Here is a 20288-nt window from a genome sequence, read left to right on the forward strand (position 1 = left end):
GGCGTGGAGTTCAGGGACTGGTTCCGCAGCGGCAGCCGGCGGCAGGCCGGCACCCCCGTCCCGGGGGCGGCCGAGGGCGGCGCCCCGGCTCCGGCCCCGGGCGCGGTGACGGACGGCGCCGGAAACGGTCCGGGCCCCGCGTCCGGGCGGGACGACGCCCGTCCCGCGCGGGCGGACGCGGGCGCGGACTGGGACGGTGGCTGGCGCAAGGCCGGGCCGCCCGCCGTGACCGTCGCCCGGTCCTCGATCGGGGTGAGCGACGGACTGCGCTTCAGGTCCCAGCTCGCCTCGTGGCAGAACGTCGCGTACGGCGGCGAGCTCGGCCACGCCGTGCTGCCCTCCGCACCGGTGGGCCTCATCCACGGGGTGACGCGGCCGGGCACCGCCCGCCCCACCGCCGCCGGAGCGCCGCCCCTGCTCCTGCGCGCGGCCGGCGGCGAACAGGAGGGGCCCGTACCGCCCTCGCCGTCCGGCGCACCCGGCGGGCAGCGCACCCCCGCCCCGGTCCAGCGGGCGGCCACCGCGCGGCCCCGGCCCACCACCAGCAGGCGTGAGCCGACGGACCGGCGGCCCGGCTCCGCCGGCGCGACCGCCCGGACCGGTCCTGACCGCGCGCCCACGGCCGAGCCGCAGCCGTCCGCCCCGTCCGAGGCCCGGCCGCAGCCGTCCACCGCACGGGACGCCCGCGCGTCCGCCGGGACCGGGACCGGCGCCGCCGCGTCGTCGCCTGCGCGGCCCGCCGCCGTCCGCCCCCGGCGCACCGCGCCCTCCCTGATCGTCGCCCGCCGCCCGGTGACGGCCCTGCGGAGCCTCGCCGCGATCGCGCCGGCCGGGACTCCCGCCGCGGCCCCTTCCCCCGCCGTCGCCCCGGCCGGGCCCGCCCTGACGGACACCGGCCGTGCGACGGCCCCCGGGGAGCGCCCGCCGTCCGCCCCGCCCGAGCGCTCGACGGGCACACCGGCCTCGCCGCCCGTACGTCCGGCCCTGGGCAAGCCGTTGCGCGAACTGCCGCCCGGCGCGGCCCCCTTCAAGATGCCCGGGGGCGGATCATCCGGCCCGGCGGGGCCGTCGGACCCGGCCCTGCCCGTGGTCCAGCGGCAGGCGCCGGACACGGCCGCGCCCACGGCCGCTTCCTCCGCTCCGGGTGCGGCCTCTTCGCCGGACCGGGTCCGGCAGGGGCAGGGGCAGGGGAAGCCGGGCCAGGGTTCGACGGGCGAGCGGCCGGGCCGGCAGCCGGCGGAGCGTCAGCGTCCGGGGTCCGGACCGGCCCCGTCGGGGACTTCGGCGTCCGGGTCCGCAGCCACCCGGGCCGGCGCATCCGGTCCCGCGTCGTCCGGTCCTGCGTCGTCCGGCCCCGCGCCGTCCGTCCAAGCCGCCCCCTCGTCCTCCGCGCACCGCGCCGGCGCGTCCGCACCGGACGGCGGCCCCGCCTCCGTGCAGCGGTCAGCGGTCCCCGGCCCCGGCGGACCCGGCTCGCAGGCCCGCATCCGGGGCGGTCTCGGCGCGCCCCTCTCCGCGCTCCCGCCGACCGCCGGCACCGCGAACGACGCCCCGTTGCTGGGTGATGCCCGTCGCGCGCGGCCCGGCGCCACGGGCCCGCTGACGGGCGGTCCGCAGGACGGGAAGCCGGCGACGTCAGCGCCCACCCCGGCCACCGCGCTTCCCGGCATGCCCCTGCGCGCGCCGGCCGGCCCCGGCGACGGCCCCGCGTCCGCCTCCGCGCAGCCGGCCGCCGTCCAACGGGCCGCGTCCGCCCCCGGCACGCCGGCACGGACGGCCGCTCTGTCCTCGTCCACGGCCCCGGTCGCCCCGGTACGCGTCCGGCGGATCACCACGCGAGGAACCGGAGCAACCGCAGCAACCGCAGCAACCGGAGCAACCGGAGCCACGGCAGCCGGGCCCGCGCTGTCGGTCCAGCGGTCGCGCGCCCTTCTCGCGGGACGGACGCTGACCGTGCGGACCGGTGCGGCCCAGGGCTTCTCGGCACCGGCGTCGGCGGCCGCCACACGGCCCGTCGTCCCGGCGACCTGGCGACGGGACGCCCCCGCCACGCCGCACACCCACGCGACCCCGGCCGCCCAAGTCCCTCAGGCGCACCGCGCCGCCGTCCAGCGGTCCGTGTCCGGATCCGCCCAGGCCGCCGCGCTGTCCCCGGGCGCCTCGGCGCCCCTACCCACCGGACCCCGTACGGCCCCGCGAGGAGACGCACCCGGCGACGGCGCGGGAGCCGGCGGCGCCGGTGCCGAGGGGAGCGCGCGCCCCGGTCGCGCCGGCGTGGACGGCGCGACAACCGGTGGCCCCGGCCGCCCTGCCGACGCCCGGACCGGCCGGCCCTCCGCCCGCGCCCTCGTACGGCTGGTCCAGCGCTCGGCGCGAAACGCCGCACCTTCCGCGCGGCCCTCTTCTGTGCCGTCCACCTCCGTGCGGCCCACCCCCGGGCAGTCGTTGCCCAAGCCGTCCGCCCCCGTGCAGCGTTCCTCCGTGCGGCCATCGGCAGTCGACCGGCCGCGCGGCGGGGAAACGTCCGGGCATCACACCGCCCGTCCCTCCGCACCGCCCGCGCCCCCACGGCAGTCAGCCGCACCGGGGTCGCCCGCACCGCGCTCCGCCCCGCCCGTCCCGGTGGTGCGCCCGCACCCGCCCGGGTCCGACCGGCCCGGGGGCGCCGCCGTGCCGGTCCAGCGCCTCTCCATGCCGGTGGCACCCGAGACCGGTGTCCCCACCACCGGACCGGCACCGGCCGGCGACGCCCCGTACGGCGGACCGCCGGTCCTCGCCGTGCGCGCGGCACGCCCCGGGCCGGCCCGGCCGGGCGGGGCCCAGGGCAGCGGCGGCGGCCCGGGCGGTCCCGCCCCCCGAAGCCCCGCCCCTGCCCCCGCCGCGGGCTCCCGGGCTCAGGCGGTCCAGCGGGCGGTGGCGGAAGCGGGGCTCTCCGGAGTCCCCGTGCGGGTGGTCCAGGCGAAGGCGGCCCAGGCTCCCGCGGCCACCGCACCGGAAGCCGCCGCCACGCCGCGGACGAACGACGCCGCCGGCGTGGACGTCGAGGAACTGGCCCGCCGCCTGCTCGACCCGGTCAGCAGGCTGATCAGGGCGGACCTGCGCAGAGGACGGGAACGCTCCGGACGGCCGTACGACGGCCGCCGCTGACGCCGGCGCCCCGCCCGCCACCAGCCGAGAAGCCGCCCCGCCACCCCACGGACAGCAGAGAAGAAGAGAAGCACATGACGGACAACATCTTCGCGACGAGCGTGTTCTTCAAACTCGCCATCGGGGGAAGCGACCTGGGTGCCTTCCACACCTGCTCGGGCCTGGGCGCCGAGGTGGAGCTGGAGCAGTACGCCGAGGGCGGCAACAACGGCTTCACCTGGCAGCTGCCGGGGCGGATCACCTGGACCAACATCACGCTGACGCGCCCCGTCACCGCCGACACGCTGAAGATCGCGCGATGGCTGAACGAGACGACCCAGCGGGTGGAGCGCAAGGACGGCGAGATCGTCGCACTCCGGCCGGACCTCAGCCGGATCATCAGCTGGCAGATCCAGGGCATCGTGCCGGTCCGCTGGCAAGGGCCCTCCTTCGACCCGTCCAGCTCGGAGGCGGCGATCGAGACGCTGGAGATCGCGCACGAAGGTCTGGTGCCCTCCTGATGCGCCGCCCGCGCACCCGCGCCCGAGCCGATGACAGAGACGAGCAGGAAGGAGGGACACCATGCCGGCAGCAGCCCGCACGAGCCGTGCCCGTGCCCAGTTGACCATCATGGAACCGCCGGCGGACGTCGGCGCCAAGCCGGCCGGCACCCTCGCCCGGCTGACGTTGCAGTTCAATCCGGCGACGCTCTCCCTGAGCAAGAGCACCGAGTGGCGGCGCACCCCCTCGCGGACCGCCGGCGAGTCCGCGCTGCCCGAATTCGTCGGCAGCGGGCCCCGGTCGCTGTCCCTGGACGTCTTCCTGGACGCCACCGCCACCCACGACAACTCGGTGGAGAAGGCCGTGGAGCAGCTGATGACGGCCTGCGTGCCCACCCCGAGCAGCCTGGGCCGCAAGAAGCCGTCGAGCCCCTGGGTGCGCTTCGACTGGGGGACGTCGAAGACGACGTCGTTCGACGGGGTCCTGTCCAGCCTCTCCGTCTCGTACACGCTGTTCGACGTGGACGGGAAGCCGCTGCGCGCCACCTGCTCCCTCTCGATCGAGGAGGCGAGCGTCGACCCGGCCGGGCAGAACCCCACGTCCGGATCGCGGGAGGCGCGCCGCACCCACCGGGTCGTCGCCGGTGACAGCCTGCCGCTGCTCGCCTGGCGCGAGTACGGCGACGCCACCGCCTGGCGCACGATCGCGGAGGCCAACGACATCGACGACCCCATGCAGTTGGCCCCGGGCAGGGAGCTCCTCGTGCCCGGACTGGAAGAGCACACCCCGGAGGGCGCCCGGTGAGCGCACCCGCCCGGTCCTTCGCCGCCGACCCGATCGTCGAGGCCCCCGCCGAGCTTCCCCGGGCCTGGGCGTCCCAGCTGGTGAGCTGCGCGGTCGACGAGAACGTCGGCCTGCCCGACACCGCCGTACTGACCTACCGGGACCCGTACCACACGCTGCTCACCGCGACCGGGATCACCATCGGCACCCCGCTGAAGATCTCCGTGGTCACCGTCCAGGAACAGGCGAAGGAGCGGCTGTTCACCGGAGAGGTCACCGCCCTCGAACTCGACAGCGACACCACCGGTTCCTTCACCGTCGTGCGCGCCTTCTCCAAGGCGCACCGGCTCCAGCGCGGGCGCAAGGTGGTGGCCTTCCGCAACATGAAGGCCGCCGACATCGTCCGCAAGGTCGCCGCCGGGGCCGGGCTCACCTGCGGGAAGGTCGAGGCCGCCCCCGTCATGTACAAGCAGCTCACCCAGCCCAACATCTCGGACTGGGACTTCCTCCAGTACCTCGCGGGCGAGTGCGGCGCGCACGTACGGGTGGACGAGAAGGGGCTGCTGCAGTTCGTGAAGCCGAAGCCCGCGGCCACCGCGCCCTCCCCGTCGACCTCCGCCACCCGGCACCCGATGGTGCTGGAGTACGGGCGCAACCTGCTGGCCCTGCGGGCCGTGCTGACCGGCGCGGACGGGGCGGACAGCGTCGAGGTGCGCGGCTGGGACGTGGAGACCAAGACCCGGCTGGTGGCGCGCGAACAGTCCGTCCGCAGCACCACCGTGGTCCCCGGGATGAGTCCGTCCACCGCGGCCGGGGCGTTCGGCCCGAAAGCCCGGATGACGGTCGCCGACACCCCGTACCGCACCCAGGCCGAGGCCGGCGCGGTCGCCGGAGCGGTGGCCGCGCAGGTCAGCTCCGGCTTCGGGGAGATCGAGGCGGTCGCCGAGGGCAATCCCCGGCTGCGGGCCGGCGAACCGGTCGCCCTCGGCAACGTCGGACCGGCGTTCGCCGGCCGCTACACGGCGACGGCGGCCCACCACGTCCTCGACCCGGTCGGCGGTTACCGCACGACCGTGCTGGTCAGCACCTCCCCCGACCGTTCGCTCTCCGGGCTCACCGGAGGCGGCACGCCCCCGCACGGCCCGCGCGTCCCGGGCCTCGCGATCGGCGTGGTCACCGACATCCGCGAGGGCAGGGGCAAGGGCGAACGCGGCTCGGTCCGGCTGAAGTTCCCCTGGCTCGACGACACGTACGTGTCCGACTGGGTCCGTACGGTGCAGTGGGGCGGCCAGGGCGGTGGCGGGGTCTTCAGCCCCGAGGTCAACGACGAGGTGCTGGTCGGCTTCGAACAGGGCCTGCTGGACAGCCCGTACGTGCTGGGCGGCCTCTACAACGGCGTCGACAAGCCCTCGCCCCACGACGTCCCGCTCGTCGACCCGACCAGCGGCAAGGTCAACCGCCGCTCCCTCGTGTCCCGTTCGGGCAACCGGATCGAACTGCTCGACGCCCCGCGCGGCCCGTCCGGGGTGCGGCTGGCCACCGGTGACAAGCAACTGGAGGTCACCCTGGACGAGCGGAAGGGCGAGATCGCGCTGAAGGTGTTCGCCCGCGGCACCTCCCGGGTGCTGAGCTCCCTCTCCCTCGGCCGGAGGGGCATCACGCTCGACGCCGGTACGGGGAACGTGGAGGTGAAGGGGGCCTCGGTGACCATCAACGGCAAGACCGGGGTCACCGTCGACGGCGGACTGCTCGCCGTCCTCAAGGCCAGGCTCATCCGGATCAACTGACACCCGCGCCGCCCCGTGCGCACCCGAACCGAGCCGTGCACACCCGGCCCCGTCCGCACCCGACTCACCGGCCCAGCAAGGAGAACAGCAGCCATGCCCCCCGCAGCCCGCACAGGCGATCCCACCGTCCACGGAGGCGTCATCGGCACCCCGCCACCGGGTGCGGTGGCCGTCGCCACCGTGCTGATCGGCGGCAAGCCGGCCGCCGTCACCGGCAGCCTGCACGTGTGCGTCATCCCTCCGCACGCCCTGCTCGGACCGGGCAACGTCGTCATGCCGAACCCGGCCGCCGCGGCCGGCGGCATGGTCTTGATCGGCGGACTGCCGGCCGCCCGCATGGGGGACACCACCAGCTGCGGTGCCAAGATCATCATGGGCGCGCCGAACGTCCTGATCGGAGGCCCGGTATGAGCGGGAACGGATTCATCGGACGCGGCTGGGGCTTCCCGCTGCGGGTCGGCGCCACGGGTGGCATCGGCATGGTCGAACGGGACCAGGAGATCGAGGAGGCCATCGGCCTGGTGCTCGGCACCGCGCCGGGGGAGCGGCCGATGCGCCCCGAGTTCGGCTGCGGCATCCACGACTACGTCTTCGCGCCCGGCGACGGCGCCACCGCCGGCCGCATCGCGCACGAGGTGCGTACGTCGCTGGAGCGCTGGGAACCACGCATCGACGTGAGGGACGTGGTGGTCGCCTTCGACACCGTCGAGGAGGGGACCCTCTACATCGACGTGCACTACACGGTGCGGTCCACCAACGACCTGCGCAACCTCGTCTTCCCCTTCTACACGATCCCGGAAGCGGGGGCGGCCTGATGTCCCTTCCCTCCCCCAACCTGGACGACCGGCGCTTCCAGCAACTCGTCGACGAGGCCAAGCGGTACGTCCAGCAGCGCTCCCCCGAATGGACCGACCACAACGTGTCGGACCCCGGGGTCACGCTCATCGAGACGTTCGCGTACATGGTCGACCAGCTGCTGTACCGGCTGAACCGGGTGCCCGACCGGAACTACCACGCCTTCCTCGACCTGCTGGGCGTCCAGCTGTTCCCGCCGACGGTCGCCCGCGCCGACGTCGACTTCTGGCTGTCCGCACCCCAGTCGGACACCGTGCGCCTCCCGGCCGGCACGGAGGTCGCCACCGCCCGCGGTGAGACGGAGGAGGCGGTGGTCTTCTCCACCGCCGAGGACCTGGCCATCGTGCCCAGTTCACTGATCAGGCTGGTCACCGTCCCCGCGTCCGGGGACCAGACCGACCGCACCGCGCCGCTCGGCGCGGGCAAGGACATCCCCTGCTTCCAGGCCCGGCCGGAACCGGGCGACGCCCTGCTGTTCGGCCTGCCCACCGCCGTACCCCGGTGCATCGTCGCCGTACGCCTCGACAGCCGGGTCGAGGGCGTCGGAGTGGACCCCCGGCAGCCGCCGCTGGTGTGGGAGGCGTGGGACGGCGCCCGCTGGGCGCCCTGCGTGACGGGGACCGACAGCACCGGAGGGCTCAACAAGCCCGGTGAGGTCACCGTGTTCGTCCCCGCCGGCCACACGGCCTCGGTGACGGCCGGGATCCGGGCCGGCTGGCTGCGCTGCCGGGTCACCGCGCCCGAACCGGGGCAGCCCTTCTACTCGGAGTCGCCGACGATCCGGGAGGCCGAGGTCTTCACCGTCGGCGGCACCGCGGGCGTCGAACACGCGGAGACCGTCCTCGACGTGCCGCTCGGAGTCTCCGAAGGGGTCGCCGGGCAGACGTTCTCCGTCCCCAGGGTGCCGCTCCTGCTGGACGGGGAGCCGCCGGTCGTCCAGGTGTCCTCCGCCGAGGGCTGGCAGGTCTGGACGCCGGTGGAGCACTTCGGCGCCTCGTCCCCGGGCGACCGGCACGTGCGGATCGACGCGGTCAACGGCGTGTTCGCCTTCCCGCCGGAGGTGCGCGAGGCGGACGGCACGATGCGCGCCTACGGGGCGGTGCCCCCGAAGGGCGCCCAACTCCGGGTCCCGCGCTACCGGACGGGCGGCGGGGCCGCCGGGAACGTGGCCCGCGGCGCCATCCGCGTCCTGCGCAGCTCGGTGCCGTACGTCGCCGGCGTCGACAACCGTGAGGCGGCCCGCGGCGGGGTCGACGGCGAGAGCGTCGAGAACGCCAAGGTGCGCGCACCGCACATCCTGCGCGTCCAGGAGCGGGCGGTCACGGCCGAGGACTACGAGGTCATCGCCCGCGAGGCCGCTCCCTCGCTGCGCCGGGTCCGCTGCCTGCCCGCCGTCGCGGGCGAGGGCGGTGCGGTGCGGGTGCTGGCGGTGCCCGACGCGGTGCCCGACGAAGGAGGCCGGCTGCGGTTCGAGCAGCTGATCCCCCCGGACTCGGTGCTGGCGGAGGTCGCGGGGCGGCTCGACGAACGGCGGCTGGTCGGCACCCGGCTGATCGTGGAACCGCCCGCCTACCAGGGCGTCACCGTCGTCGCCGAACTGGTGGCGGCCGACGGCGAGGTGGACCGCGTGCGCGCCGAGGCGCTCGACGCGCTGTTCCGCCACATCGACCCGCTGCGGGGCGGCGCGGACCGCACCGGCTGGCCCTTCGGCAGGCCCGTGCAGTACGGCGAGATCTTCGCCGTCCTGCAGAGCGTGCCCGGAGTCCGGCTGGTGGACGAGGTGCGGCTGTTCCCCGCCGACCCGCTGACGGGCCGCCGGGGCGCGGCGGCGGACCGGATCGACGTCGCCGCCAACGCCCTCGTCTTCTCCCACCAGCACCAGGTGGTCGTCACCGCGGCCGGGCCCGGTGAGCGCCCATGACCAGGGCCGCGGTCCCCGGGCTCCCCAGCCGCTACCCGATCGGCGGGCTGCTGCCCGCCCTGTACGCGGACGACGACCTCGCCCAGCGGTTCACGGCGGGCCTCGACACGGTCCTGGCCCCCGTCCTGTCCACCCTCGACAACCTCCCGGCCTACCTCGACCCCGCGCTGACCCCGGACGACTTCCTGCCCTGGCTGGCGTCGTGGGTCGGGGCCGAGGTCGACCCCGCGTGGCCGGTGGACCTGCGCCGGGCCGTCGTCGCCCGCGCCGTCGAGCTGCACCGCCGGCGCGGCACCCGCCGCGGCCTCACGGACCACCTGCGGCTCTGCTTCGGCGTGGAGGCCCACATCCACGACGGCGGCGGCGCCACCTGGTCGTCGCAGCCGGGGGGAGAACTCCCTCCCGCCCCGACCGGGGAACTGCTGGTACGGGTCCGGGCGCTCGGCGGGAGGCCGGTGGACGCGGCCCGCGTCCTGGCCGTCGTCCAGGCCTCGTGCCCCGCCCACCTCACCTGCCGGGTGGAGATCCTGCCAGGCACACCGGACGAGACAGGAGAATGATGTGACGCGCTCGTGCCCGGCGTGCGGCGCCGCCAACGACGAGAACGAGGACTTCTGCGGAAGCTGCGGTACGTACCTCGGCTGGTCCTCGCGCCGCGCCCGGACGCCGGCTCCGGCCCCGGCCACTCCGGCTCCTGCGCCTCCGGCTCCTCCGGCCCCTCCGGCTCCGGCGACGGAAGCCGACGACCGGCCGGAGAGCGAGCCGACCGCCCCGGGGGCGGGGGCGGAACCGGAGGGTGACGACGCGCGACGCACGGCCCCGGCGGCCGACCCGGCCCCGCCGCCGGCCCCCGCACCGGCCCCCGGCCCGGCGCCGAGTGCGGCCTCGCGGCCCGCCCCGGCCCCGCGCCCCGAACCGGATCCTGCGCCTGCGCCCGAGCCCGAACCCGCGCCCGCGCCGGCCCGTTCCGCCGCACCCGCGCCGGTCGCGGAGGACCCGCCGCGTCCCCCGACGCCCGAGGCCCGGCCCACACCCGCACCAGCACCCGCACCCACTCCCGTACGCCCGGCGCGGCCCGCCCCGCCGGCCCCCGTACGACCGGCCCCGCCGACGCCCGTGCGCCCGGCGCCGCCGGTGGAGGACGAGCCCGTGGGGGCCGTACGGCCCGGCGTGCCGATCGCCCAGCGCCCCGTCGTCAGACCGGTGGCGGCGGACGGCGAGTCGGACGGTCCGCCCTGCCCGTCGTGCGGGACCCCCAACCTGCCGGGACGCAAGTTCTGCCGCCGCTGCGCGGCGCCGCTGAAGCCGAGCGAGCAAGCCGAAGCGCTGCCCTGGTGGCGTACCCGATGGCCGTTCTCCCGCAAGGTGCGGGCAGGCTCGGGGCGGCTGCTGCGAGGCAGCCTGATAGCCCTGGTGATCGCCGGGCTCCTGGTCGCGGGCTTCCTGCTCGTGCCCGCCGGGCGCTACGTCGTCGAAGACGTGCGGGACAAGCTCGGCGGTACGGGGGAGATCAGCCCCACCGAGGTCTCCGCGAGCGCCGCCACCCCCGGGCACCCGGCGAAGGCGGCCACGGACGGGGTGACCAACAGCTACTGGGGCGCCCCGGAGGTGGGAGCGTCGCTGACCGCCGCCTTCGACAAGCCGTTCCGCCTGGTCGGCGTCACGGTGCACACGGGAGTGTCGAAGAAGCCCGAGGTGTTCCGGCAGGGCGCCAGGCCGACGCGGGCCGACCTCCTCATCACCACCGAGGACGGGAAGGTGCACGAGAAGACCATGACGCTCGCCGACAAGCCCGGCGAGCAGACGGTACGGACCGGCATCAGCGATGTCGTCTCCATCCGGTTCGTCGTGCGGGCAGCGGCCGGACAGGAGGGCGGACGGCCGATCGCCCTCGGGGAGATCGAGTACTTCAAGCGCACCTGAGGGGAGGGACGTGACCGGACCCGGCCCCGGACCCGGTCACGTCCCGGCGTGGCGCTGCTCGTAGCGCGACGCCGCCTCCAGCAGCCAGGTGTCCGACGACTCCGTCCGATCGCCCGCTCAATACGACGCGAGCACCGCCGGGTCCGTCTCCTCGGCGACCCACGGCATGAGCACGGCCAGGGGAACGGTCGAGCAGACCGAGGTCACCGCATGTCCCGCACCAGCGGGTCGGCAGGGGCTCTCAGGAGAGGAACCGAATGTCCTCGGGCACGAGTTGCGCCGTCACCACGCCGTGCAGCAGCTCCGCGTCCACGAAGTCCCCGGCCTCGGGCGGCCCGCACCGCCAGCTCAGCGGGTACGTGTTGCCGTGGGCGGCCGGAATCCCCACGTACTGGTCGCGGGCCGCCGGGCCGAAGCACGTCGCGCCCGGCGGCCAGTCGAAGCCCTGGCTCGCACCGGGCTCCAGCAGGAAGTACGTCCACCGCGCCCCCGCGATCTCCCGTACGACGGGCCCCGGATCGCCGTCCGTGAGGGTGACGAGGTGGTGCAGCACCGCCTCGCCCCGTACGCCGCGCAACCGGATCGCGTCGAAGTGGATGCCGATGAGGTGGAGTTGGTGCCCCGACGCGGGTACCCATTCGGGGAGTCTCTTGCTCGTCATGGCTATGAGCATCGCCGCGACTGCGTAGCGTGACCAGCAGGACACGATCCACATCCATGCGATGTGGGGAGGGTGGTGAGGGCTGTGGGGACGAGTGGCGAGACGACGCGCGGGCGGCGGCTGGTGGGGGAGCTGATCCGCATCCACCGGGTGCGTGCGCGACTCACGCAGAAGGAGGCGGCGGAGCAGCTGCTGATCTCGGAGTCCTTGATGGGCGCGGTCGAGCGTGCGGAGCGCATTCCCTCGCGCGACCTGCTGATCGACGCCGACCGGGTGTTCGGGGCGGGCGGGGCGCTGAAGGCGTGCTGTGAGCTGGTGGACGAGGAGAAGTACCCGCCGAAGTTCCTGGACTGGGCGAAGCTGGAGCGGAACGCGCGGGTGATCAGCGCGTACGAGACGATGCTGGTCCCGGGCCTGCTCCAGACGGAGGCGTACGTGCACGCGCTGTACCGGTCGCGCGTACCGGCGTACACGGAGGACGAGATCGCCCGGCACGTCGGAGCGAGGCTGGAGCGGCAGACGGTGCTGTCGCGCACGCCGCCGCCGCGCATCGGGTACGTCATCGAGGAGTCGGTCCTCGACCGGACGCTCGGCGGACCGGAGGTGCTGAAGGAGCAGCTGCGGCACGTACTCGACTGCGTGGAGCGGTTCAACCATCTGACGGTGCAGGTGATGCCGTCGGCACAGCACACGCACGCCGGGTTGATGGGTCCCATGCAGTTGATGTCCACGGCGGAAGGCCGCAACTTGCTGTATGTAGAGGCGCAGGGCGGCGATAGGTTGATCTCGAAGCCGGAGCAGGTGGGCGACATGTTCGACCTCTTCGGCATCCTGCGGGCGCAGGCGCTCAACCCGTGGAAGTCCGCGGAGATCATCGAGACGAAGGTGAGGCAGCTGTGAGCCACCGACCCGGACTGACCTGGTTCAAGTCCAGCTACAGCAACAACGAGGGCGAGGCCTGCCTCGAAGTCGCCTACGACTGGCACAAGTCCAGCTACAGCGGCAACGAGGGCGGGGCCTGCGTAGAGGTCGCCGCCTGCCCCCACACCGTCCACGTCCGCGACTCCAAGCTCACCGACGGCCCCACCTTCGCGGTCGCCCCCGCCGCCTGGACCGCGTTCCTCGGTCACGCCGCGAACGGCTGACCGGGAGCACCGCTCTCGGGGGACTTCAGCGCGGGCTCACCCAGTCCGGTGTCCAGGTCCCGGCCGCGTCGTGGCCGGCCGCCGTGGCGGCGAGGTGGGCGCGGAGGGTGGCCAGTGCCGGGTGCGGGTTGTCGCGGTGCCAGACGAGTGAGTGCGGGTAGACCGGCGTCGGGTCGGTCACCGGGATGCGGCGCAGACCGTGGCCGGCGGGCCAGATGAGGCGGGTGTGCTCGCCCATGAAGGTGGCCAGGGCCGGGGTGTCGGCGAGGGTGTCGAGGAGGGCGTCCGAGCCGAAGTTGGGGCCGGTCGCCTCGATGGTGAGGCCGAACGCGTCGACCAGGTCGTCGTAGTAGGCCCCCCACTCCGTGCCGGGGACGATGCCCGGCATCCAGATCCGGTGCCCGACGAGCTGGGCGAGCGTCACCGACCGGGCGTTCGCCAGCGCGTGGGCGGGGCCGGTGAGGAGCTGGAGCGGCTCGTCGACGACCCGTACGTGCGCGATGTCCTCGGGAAGGGGCTCGCCGGGCGCGCCGACGGCGCGGAAGGACGCGTCGATCGCGCCGGACCGGATCGCGGTGACGGCCGTCCCGATCTCGAACAGCATCACCACGTCGAGGTCGATCTCGGGGTGCGCGCGGTGGAAGCCGCGCATCAGGGCCGACTGCGCGCTGCGTGAGGCGATCACGTCGACGCGCAGCGGACGACGGCCGGGGCGCACGGACGCGACCGACCGCTCGGCGGCGCGCAGCAGGTCGCGCGCGTGGGGCAGGAACGCCTGCCCGTCGATGGTGAGCTCGGCGCCGCGCGGAGCGCGGGTGAACAGCCGCACGCCGAGGCCGCGCTCCAGTGCGGCGATGCGTTTGGAGACGGCCTGCTGGGTGATCGACAGGTCGGTGGCGGCCTTCCCGAACTGGCCCGCCTCCGCGACGGCGACGAAGGTGCGTACGGCTTCGAGGTCCACGTCGATCCACCCTAGTGAACAACGGATGGTTGTGAACTACGGGTGCCGCGGTTGTTTGACCTGCGGTCCCGCCGCTCGCTTAGCTCTCCCGGGTCAACGTCGGCTTGTTCGGGTGGGAGCGCTGCGCATGGTGGGCAGGAGGCCGCTGGGCCGGCCGTTCGGGTGGCTGTGGGCGGCGTACGCGGTGAGCGCCTACGGGTCGGGGCTGGGGTTCGGCGCGTTGCCGCTGGTCGCCGTGCTGGCGTTGGACGCCGGTCCCGCCGAGGTGTCCGCGCTGTCGGCGGTGGGGCCCGCGGTGGGCGCGCTGATCGCGCTGCCCCTCGCGCCGTGGGTGGAGTTCCGGCGCAAGCGCTCGGTCATGATCGCGATGGACCTGACCCGGTTCGCGGTGATGGCGACGATCCCGGCCGCCTATGCCTTCGGGCTGCTCGGGTTCGGCCAGCTGCTGGTGATCTCGGCCGTGGTCGCCGCGGCCAAGATCGCCTCCAACGCGGCCGGCGGCGCCTACCTGAAGTCCCTCGTCCGGCCGGACGACCTGCTCGTGGCCAACGCGCGGTTCGAGTCCACGAACTGGAGCTCCATCGCGGTCGGGCCGCCGCTGGGAGGGGCGGCGATCGGCGTGTTCGGGCCGGTGGTCACCGTGGTGGCCGACGCGCTGAGCTACCTGCTGTCCGCACTGTGCCTCACCGCGATCCGCGCCCGGGAGGAAGTGCCGCGCAAGAGCGGCGCGAGCCCCACCCGGGCCGGGGCCCTGCTCGACGGCTGGCGGCACATCCTGGCCCATCCCGGCCTGCGGGCGCTCTACGTCAACAACATGCTCGTCTCCGGGCTGATCATGGCCACCGAGCCGGTGCTCGCCGTGCTCCTGGTCCGCGAACTCGCCTTCACGCCCTGGCAGTACGGCCTCGCCTTCGCCGTTCCCTGCCTCAGCGGGCTCATCGGCTCGCGGCTGGCCCGCGGTGTCGTGGCCCGCTACGGCCGGCACCGGATCTTCCGGACCGTCGGCACGCTGCGCGCCGTCTGGCTGATCGGCCTGGCCTTCGTCCGCCCCGGGGCGGCCGGCCTCGTCACCGTCATGGCCGTCGAGCTGGCGATCATCATCAACATGAGCCTGTACACCCCGGTGCTGGCCACCTACCGGCTCGAACACACGCCCAGGCATCTCGTCGCCCGCACCCTGTCCGCCTGGTCGATCGGCCAGCAGGCGGCCATCGCCGTCCTCACCGCGCTCGCCGGGCTGCTCGCCGGCGCCGCCAGCCCCCGCACCGCCCTCACGGTCGCGGGTCTGCTGATGCTGGCCACTCCGCTCCTGCTGCCCCGCCGCGACCAGACATCGTCGCCCCACGAGCCGGAACCGGCTCGCGACGGCGCGTGACGCCCGCGCTCACCGGCCTCACAGACCAGGCGCCCCCCACACCGGGAACCACCGCCCCAAATCCTTCTCCACCCGCAGGTCGTCCCCGAGGGCGGCCCGGACCTGCAACTCCAGCTGGTTGTCGCGCTTCTCGCCGCCGCCCGGCACCGGGGCGAACGGGTAGAACGTGCCGCGCTTGTAGAGGTAGACCAGCGCCAGCGGACGGTCCCGCGCGTCCCGGAAGGCGATCAGGGAGCAGAGCAGCTGCGGGCCGAAGCCGCCGTCCTGGAGCAGGGTGTTGACCGCGTGGAGGTCGTTGACCAGGGCGGCGCTGTCCTCCGGCGGCTGCCGGGCCAGCAGCCAGGTGTAGCCGTACGTGTCCCGGCTGAACTCCACCGGGATTCCGCCGCGCCCGGTGTCCGCGTCCAGCAGCTCCCGTACGTCCTGCTGGAGGCGGGCGAAGGCGCCGCCCTCGACGCCCGCGAAGCACACCGAGCCGAGGCCGGTCGGGACGAAGCCCGTGGCGGCCTGGAGGGTGAGGGCGGCGGACGGGACGGCGAAGAGCTGGTCGAGGTCGGGACGGACCGGCTTGCTGCGGCCCAGGATGGCGTCGAGCAGGCCCACGGGAACTCCTTACGGGCGGGACAGGTCGGCGGAGATGCGGGCCAGCTGGTCCAGGCGCTGCTCCAGCGTCGGGTGCGAGGAGAGCAGCCGGCTCAGGCTCTCCTTGGACGAGAAGGCGGGGACGAAGTAGAAGGCGTTGTACGGCTCCGCCTTCCGCAGGTCCTCCGTCGGGATGCGGGCCATCTGCCCGCTGACCTTGGTGAGGGCGGAGGCGAGGGCCGAGGGGCGGCCGGTGAGGAGCGCGGCCGCCCGGTCGGCGGACAGCTCGCGGTAGCGCGACAGGAGCCGGGTCAGCAGGAAGCTCAAGGCGTAGACCACCCCGCTGATCAGCGGGATCAGCATGATCGCGATGCCCACGGGGTCGTTGCCGCGGCTGCTGCGGGAGAAGCCGCCCCACAGGGCCATCCGGGTGATGATGCCCGCGAGCACGCCGAGGAACGAGGCGATCGTCATGACGGCGACGTCGCGGTGGGCCACGTGCGACATCTCATGGGCGAGGACCCCCTCCAGCTCCTCCGGCTCCAGCCGTCGCAGCAGGCCGGTCGTCGCGCAGACCAGGGCCGTCTTCTCGCCGCGGCCGGTGGCGAAGGCGTTCGGTACGTCGCTCTCGGAGATGGCGACCCGCGGTTTGGGCATGTCGGCGAGCGCACAGATCCGGTCGATCGCGCCGTGCAGACCCGGCGCCTGCGCGGGCGTGACCTCGCGGGCCCCCATGCTGAAGGCCGCGATGCGGTCGCTGAACCAGAACTGGGCGATGAACATGGCCCCGGTGACGATCAGGATGATGAGCCAGGCACCGTGCAGCACGGCCAGCAGTACGCCGACCAGGACCACGTACAGCAAGCCGATCAGGAACATGGTGGTGACCATGCGGGTGGTCAGACCACGGTCGGGGGCGTACCTGCCGCGGGTTCTGGTCATGGTGGCCTCCAGTCCTCGCCTGACTCCCATGGTGCTCCTCGGCGGCTGAAAGTGGATGCCGTCGCTCCGTTCGACCGGTTTGGCCGAACACCACCTAGCCGCTTAGGTGCCTGGGGCATCTAGTGGTGGGTGATCGGTAGGACACCCCCCTCTCCTCGCGAGGTCCGCCATGACAGAGACCGGCACCGTCTCCTTCCCGCAGAACCGCACCTGCCCCTATCACCCGCCGGCCGGCTACCCGAGCGCGAGCCGCGGTCAGCAGTCGGTGTCCCGCGCCCGCCTCTTCGACGGCCGTACGGTCTGGCTGGTGACCGGCCACGCCGAGGCGCGGGCGCTGCTCGTGGACCCGAGGCTGTCGTCCGACCGGGAGAACCCCGCGTTCCCCTTCTTCGCCCCGCGGCTGGCCACGACCACCCAGCGGCGCGTGGAACTGCTGGGCGTCGACGACCCCGAGCACAACGTCCAGCGCCGGATGCTGATCCCCAGCTTCACGGTCAGGAGGACGGCGGCCCTGCGGCCGCGTATCCAGGAGACCGTGGACCGGCTCCTCGACGCCATGGTCGAGCAGGGGCCGCCGGCCGAGCTGGTCGACGCCTTCGCGCTGCCGGTGCCGTCCATGGTCATCTGCGCGCTGCTCGGCGTGCCCTACACCGACCACGAGTTCTTCGAGGAGCAGTCCCGCAAGCTGCTCCGGGGCCCCGAGGGCTCCGACGTCGAGGCGGCGCGGAACGCCCTTGACGCGTACTTCCGGGCCCTGATCGAGCGGAAGCGGCGCGAGCCCGGCGAAGGGCTGCTCGACGAGCTCATCGCCCGGCAGCTGGAGACCGGGGCGGTGGACCTCGACGAGCTGGTGCGGCTGGCCCAGATCCTGCTCGTGGCCGGCCACGAGACGACCGCGAACATGATCTCGCTCGGTACCCTCGCCCTCCTCCAGCACCCGGACCAGCTGGCCCGGCTGCGCGACGGGGGCGAGGGCGCCGGCGACGGGGTACCGGCCGCCGTCGAGGAGTTGCTCCGCTTCCTGTCCATCGCCGACGGGCTCTCGCGGGTGGCCGTCGAGGACATCGAGGTGGGCGGGGTCACCTTCCGGGCGGGGGACGGGGTGCTCCTGTCCACGGCGGTCATCAACCGCGACGCGGCCGTCTACCCGGCGCCGGACGAGCTGGACCTCGGCCGGGGCGCGCGCAACCACGTCGCCTTCGGGTTCGGCATCCACCAGTGCCTGGGGCAGAACCTGGCACGGGCGGAACTGGAGATCGCGCTGCCCGCGCTCTTCGGCCGTCTGCCGGGCCTGCGCCTGGCGGCGCCCGCCGAGGAGATCCCCTTCAAGCCGGGGGACACCGTCCAGGGGCTCATCGAACTGCCCGTGACGTGGTGACCGGAAGGCCGGCGGAAGGACGGACGGACATGCGGATCGACATCGACAGGGACGCGTGCATCGGGGCCGGGCAGTGCGCGCTCGCCGCACCGAAGGTGTTCACCCAGGACGACGACGGGCTCAGCGAACTCCTGGCCGGGGCCGAGCCCGGGCCCATGGTCGGCGAGGCCGCCCGCGCCTGCCCCGTACAGGCGATCACGATCACCTGACCCGGCGGCCGGGGCCGGCCCGGCCGGCCGTACACGGCCGGAGCAGCTCCCGGGGCCGGCCCGGACGGCCGTTTCACGGCCAGAGCAGCTCCCGCTCCCAGACGCCGGCCGGGGACCCGCCCCCGTTCGGCGCCCCGGCCTCCCGGCGGTAGCGCAGCCGTACGTGCCGCCGCCGGGCGTCGCCCTGGAAGAACTCGACCTCGCGCGGCTCGACCACGTACCGCGTCCAGCTCGCCACCTCCGCGTCCGGCTCCTCCCGCGCCCGCTGCCAGGCGGCGTCCGAGGCCCGGTCGAGTTCCCCCGTCGAGCCCAGCACCTCGCTCTGGCGGCCCACCAGCGCCGAGGCCAGCGCCCCGGTCGAGCGCGCGTGCAGATCGGCGCGGCTCTCGGCGGGGGAACAGGCGGTGACGGGGCCCCTGACCCGTACCTGACGCCCCTGCGCGGGCCAGTAGAAGCCGAGTGCCGCGTACGGGCGGCCGGCGAGCTGGCGGCCCTTCGCGCTGCCGGCGTGCGAGGCGAAGTGCCAGCCGCGCGCGTCCGCGTCGTGCAGCATCAGCGTGCGGACGTCCGGGCGCCCCTCCGCGTCCACGGTGGCGAGCGTCATCGTGTGCGGCTCGGCCTGCCCGGCGGCGACCGCCTCGGCGAACCAGGCGTGGAAGAGGGGAAGGGGAGCGGGCGGCGCGGCGGACGGGTCGAAGGAGGGCAGCTCGACGTCCCAGACGCGCTGGGCGTGGAGCAGTTCGAGAAAGGCGGATGCGTCAGTCATCCCGCCATTTCACCTCGCCGCCCCCCAGGCCGGTGGGGAGTGGAGAGCGAAGTGGGCGCGCCGGACCCGCCGGGGGCGGCCTCGGGGGCGGCGTCGGGGGCGGCCTCGGGGGCGGGCGCGGTCGCCCGCACCGCTCCCGGCGTCGCCGCCGCCGGCCGGGCGTCCGGGGCCGGCCCGGACCCGGGGCCCCTCAGCCGCGCCCCAGGACCACCGTCGCCGACGAGCAGAACCAGCCGCCCGTTCCCGACGCCACCGCCAGTTCCGGCAGCCGGCCCCCCGCCTTGCGCACCTGCCGGGCTCCCGCCTCGCCGCGCAGTTGGCGTACCGCCTCCACGAGGAGGAACAGGCCGCGCATCCCCGGATGGCAGGCGGAGAGGCCGCCGCCGTCCGTGTTGACCGGGAGCTCACCGGTGAGGCCCGTGCGGCCCTTCTCGACGAACGCGCCGCCCTCGCCCTTCGCGCAGAAGCCCAGGTCCTCCAGCGTCACCAGCGTCATGTAGGTGAACGCGTCGTAGACCTCGGCCAGATCGATGTCGGCGGGCCGCACCCCCGCCCGGGCGAAGGCCAGGCGGCCCGACTCGGCGGCGGGGGAGACCGTGAAGTCGTCCCACTCCGACATGGCCGCGTGCGAGACGTGCTCCCCGGTGCCGAGGATCCAGACGGGGGCCTTCGCCGTGTCCGGTACGTACTCCTCGGCCGCCAGCAGCACCGCGCAGCCGCCGTCGCTGCGGATGCAGCAGTGCAGCTTCGTGAACGGGTCGGCGATCATCGGACCCGACAGCACCTCGTCGACCGTGATGGGGGTGCGGAACATCGCGTCCGGGTTGGCCGCCGCGTTCGCCCGGGCCCGCACCGCCACCTCGGCGAGCTGCTCCAGGGTCGTGCCGTACTCGTGCATGTGGCGGCGGGCGGCCATCGCGTACTTGGCGACCAGCGAGTGCCCGTACGGGACCTCGAACTGGAGCGGCCCACGGGCCCCGAACGAGAGGTTGGACGTGCGGCGGGCCGCCTTGATGTCCGCCCGGGCCGTCGACCCGTACACCAGCAGTACCGCGTCGGCGTGGCCCGCCGCGATGGCGTCCGCCGCATGGGCCGCCATGACCTCCCAGGTCGACCCGCCGACCGAGGTGGAGTCCACCCAGGTGGGTTTCAGTCCCAGGTACTCGGCGACCTCCACCGGGGCGAGCGTGCCCAGGCCGGCGGAGGCGAAGCCGTCGACGACCGACCGGTCCAGGCCCGAGTCGGCGAGTGCCCGACGGGCGGCCTGGGCGTGCAGGGCGTACGGCGTGGCCGTGTCGACGCGTCCGCAGTCGGCCAGGGATATGCCGACGACGGCGACCTTGCGGGGAGGAGACATGAATCTGACGGTACAT

General features: G+C 74.6%; 20 protein-coding genes. 14 read left to right on the forward strand and 6 right to left on the reverse strand.

Annotation, left to right across the window (positions count from 1 at the left end):
* Positions 1-3: 3 nt before the first annotated feature.
* The 9 genes from ABZ454_RS20635 (at position 4) to ABZ454_RS20675 (ending at position 10896) form a co-directional block, all read left to right on the forward strand.
* Positions 4-3147, forward strand: a complete 3144-nt coding sequence (locus ABZ454_RS20635) for a hypothetical protein (RefSeq protein ID WP_359539759.1) — start codon at positions 4-6, stop codon at positions 3145-3147.
* Between the two features lie 74 nt (positions 3148-3221).
* Positions 3222-3647, forward strand: coding sequence for a phage tail protein (locus ABZ454_RS20640; protein ID WP_148017400.1), 426 nt, complete (start codon positions 3222-3224; stop codon positions 3645-3647).
* A gap of 61 nt (positions 3648-3708) precedes the next feature.
* Entirely contained in the window at positions 3709-4431 is a 723-nt protein-coding gene (locus ABZ454_RS20645; protein WP_356320535.1) for a LysM peptidoglycan-binding domain-containing protein, read from the forward strand.
* Positions 4428-6197 (forward strand): VgrG-related protein, encoded by a 1770-nt coding sequence (locus ABZ454_RS20650; protein ID WP_356320533.1) that lies wholly within the window; start codon positions 4428-4430, stop codon positions 6195-6197. The genes ABZ454_RS20645 and ABZ454_RS20650 overlap by 4 nt, the downstream gene beginning before the upstream one ends.
* Positions 6198-6290: 93 nt before the next feature.
* The gene (locus ABZ454_RS20655) at positions 6291-6608 is read left to right on the forward strand and encodes a PAAR domain-containing protein (protein ID WP_359539763.1); all 318 of its coding nucleotides are present in this window, start codon (positions 6291-6293) and stop codon (positions 6606-6608) included.
* Positions 6605-7012 carry a GPW/gp25 family protein gene (locus ABZ454_RS20660; RefSeq protein ID WP_356320530.1) on the forward strand — a complete coding sequence of 136 codons (408 nt, stop codon included), beginning with the start codon at positions 6605-6607 and terminating at the stop codon, positions 7010-7012. Before ABZ454_RS20655 ends, ABZ454_RS20660 begins: the two co-directional genes overlap by 4 nt.
* Positions 7012-8973, forward strand: coding sequence for a putative baseplate assembly protein (locus ABZ454_RS20665; protein WP_356320527.1), 1962 nt, complete (start codon positions 7012-7014; stop codon positions 8971-8973). The genes ABZ454_RS20660 and ABZ454_RS20665 overlap by 1 nt, the downstream gene beginning before the upstream one ends.
* A complete protein-coding gene (locus ABZ454_RS20670; RefSeq protein ID WP_359539766.1) occupies positions 8970-9533 on the forward strand; it encodes a phage tail protein in 564 nt (187 codons plus the stop codon). Before ABZ454_RS20665 ends, ABZ454_RS20670 begins: the two co-directional genes overlap by 4 nt.
* Positions 9534-10122: 589 nt before the next feature.
* The gene (locus ABZ454_RS20675; RefSeq protein ID WP_359539768.1) at positions 10123-10896 is read left to right on the forward strand and encodes a zinc ribbon domain-containing protein; all 774 of its coding nucleotides are present in this window, start codon (positions 10123-10125) and stop codon (positions 10894-10896) included.
* 241 nt (positions 10897-11137) lie between these two features.
* Here ABZ454_RS20675 and ABZ454_RS20680 read toward each other — a convergent pair whose 3' ends face one another.
* Positions 11138-11557, reverse strand: coding sequence for a hypothetical protein (locus ABZ454_RS20680; RefSeq protein ID WP_359539770.1), 420 nt, complete (start codon positions 11555-11557; stop codon positions 11138-11140).
* 84 nt (positions 11558-11641) lie between these two features.
* Here ABZ454_RS20680 and ABZ454_RS20685 point away from each other — a divergent pair, with 84 nt between their 5' ends.
* Together ABZ454_RS20685 and ABZ454_RS20690 are read left to right on the forward strand one after the other, a co-directional pair.
* Complete coding sequence (locus ABZ454_RS20685) at positions 11642-12457, forward strand: helix-turn-helix transcriptional regulator (protein WP_359539772.1); 816 nt, start codon at positions 11642-11644, stop codon at positions 12455-12457.
* Positions 12454-12702, forward strand: coding sequence for a DUF397 domain-containing protein (locus ABZ454_RS20690; protein ID WP_359539774.1), 249 nt, complete (start codon positions 12454-12456; stop codon positions 12700-12702). Before ABZ454_RS20685 ends, ABZ454_RS20690 begins: the two co-directional genes overlap by 4 nt.
* Positions 12703-12727: 25 nt before the next feature.
* Here the strand turns inward: ABZ454_RS20690 and ABZ454_RS20695 are convergent, their stop codons facing one another.
* Complete coding sequence (locus tag ABZ454_RS20695; protein ID WP_359539776.1) at positions 12728-13663, reverse strand: LysR family transcriptional regulator; 936 nt, start codon at positions 13661-13663, stop codon at positions 12728-12730.
* Positions 13664-13790: 127 nt separating this feature from the next.
* Here ABZ454_RS20695 and ABZ454_RS20700 point away from each other — a divergent pair, with 127 nt between their 5' ends.
* The gene (locus ABZ454_RS20700; protein ID WP_359539778.1) at positions 13791-15038 is read left to right on the forward strand and encodes an MFS transporter; all 1248 of its coding nucleotides are present in this window, start codon (positions 13791-13793) and stop codon (positions 15036-15038) included.
* 18 nt (positions 15039-15056) lie between these two features.
* Here the strand turns inward: ABZ454_RS20700 and ABZ454_RS20705 are convergent, their stop codons facing one another.
* Both ABZ454_RS20705 and htpX read right to left on the reverse strand, forming a co-directional pair.
* Complete coding sequence (locus ABZ454_RS20705) at positions 15057-15641, reverse strand: hypothetical protein (RefSeq protein WP_359539779.1); 585 nt, start codon at positions 15639-15641, stop codon at positions 15057-15059.
* Between the two features lie 9 nt (positions 15642-15650).
* Entirely contained in the window at positions 15651-16562 is a 912-nt protein-coding gene (gene htpX / locus ABZ454_RS20710) for a zinc metalloprotease HtpX (protein WP_356320509.1), read from the reverse strand.
* A 169-nt stretch (positions 16563-16731) separates the two neighbouring features.
* Here htpX and ABZ454_RS20715 point away from each other — a divergent pair, with 169 nt between their 5' ends.
* Both ABZ454_RS20715 and ABZ454_RS20720 read left to right on the forward strand, forming a co-directional pair.
* Entirely contained in the window at positions 16732-17940 is a 1209-nt protein-coding gene (locus ABZ454_RS20715; protein WP_359539780.1) for a cytochrome P450, read from the forward strand.
* Between the two features lie 29 nt (positions 17941-17969).
* Entirely contained in the window at positions 17970-18149 is a 180-nt protein-coding gene (locus tag ABZ454_RS20720; RefSeq protein WP_359539781.1) for a ferredoxin, read from the forward strand.
* A gap of 73 nt (positions 18150-18222) precedes the next feature.
* On the opposite strand, the gene ABZ454_RS20725 is transcribed toward ABZ454_RS20720, so the two are convergent.
* Positions 18223-18915: a pyridoxal 5'-phosphate synthase gene (locus ABZ454_RS20725; RefSeq protein WP_359539784.1), complete on the reverse strand. Its 693-nt coding sequence runs from the start codon at positions 18913-18915 to the stop codon at positions 18223-18225.
* A gap of 190 nt (positions 18916-19105) precedes the next feature.
* Positions 19106-20272, reverse strand: coding sequence for an acetyl-CoA acetyltransferase (locus tag ABZ454_RS20730; protein WP_359539786.1), 1167 nt, complete (start codon positions 20270-20272; stop codon positions 19106-19108).
* Between the last annotated feature and the right edge of the window lie 16 nt (positions 20273-20288).

The organism is Streptomyces sp. NPDC005803, assembly GCF_040630435.1.
In the GTDB taxonomy this organism is placed as follows: domain Bacteria; phylum Actinomycetota; class Actinomycetes; order Streptomycetales; family Streptomycetaceae; genus Streptomyces.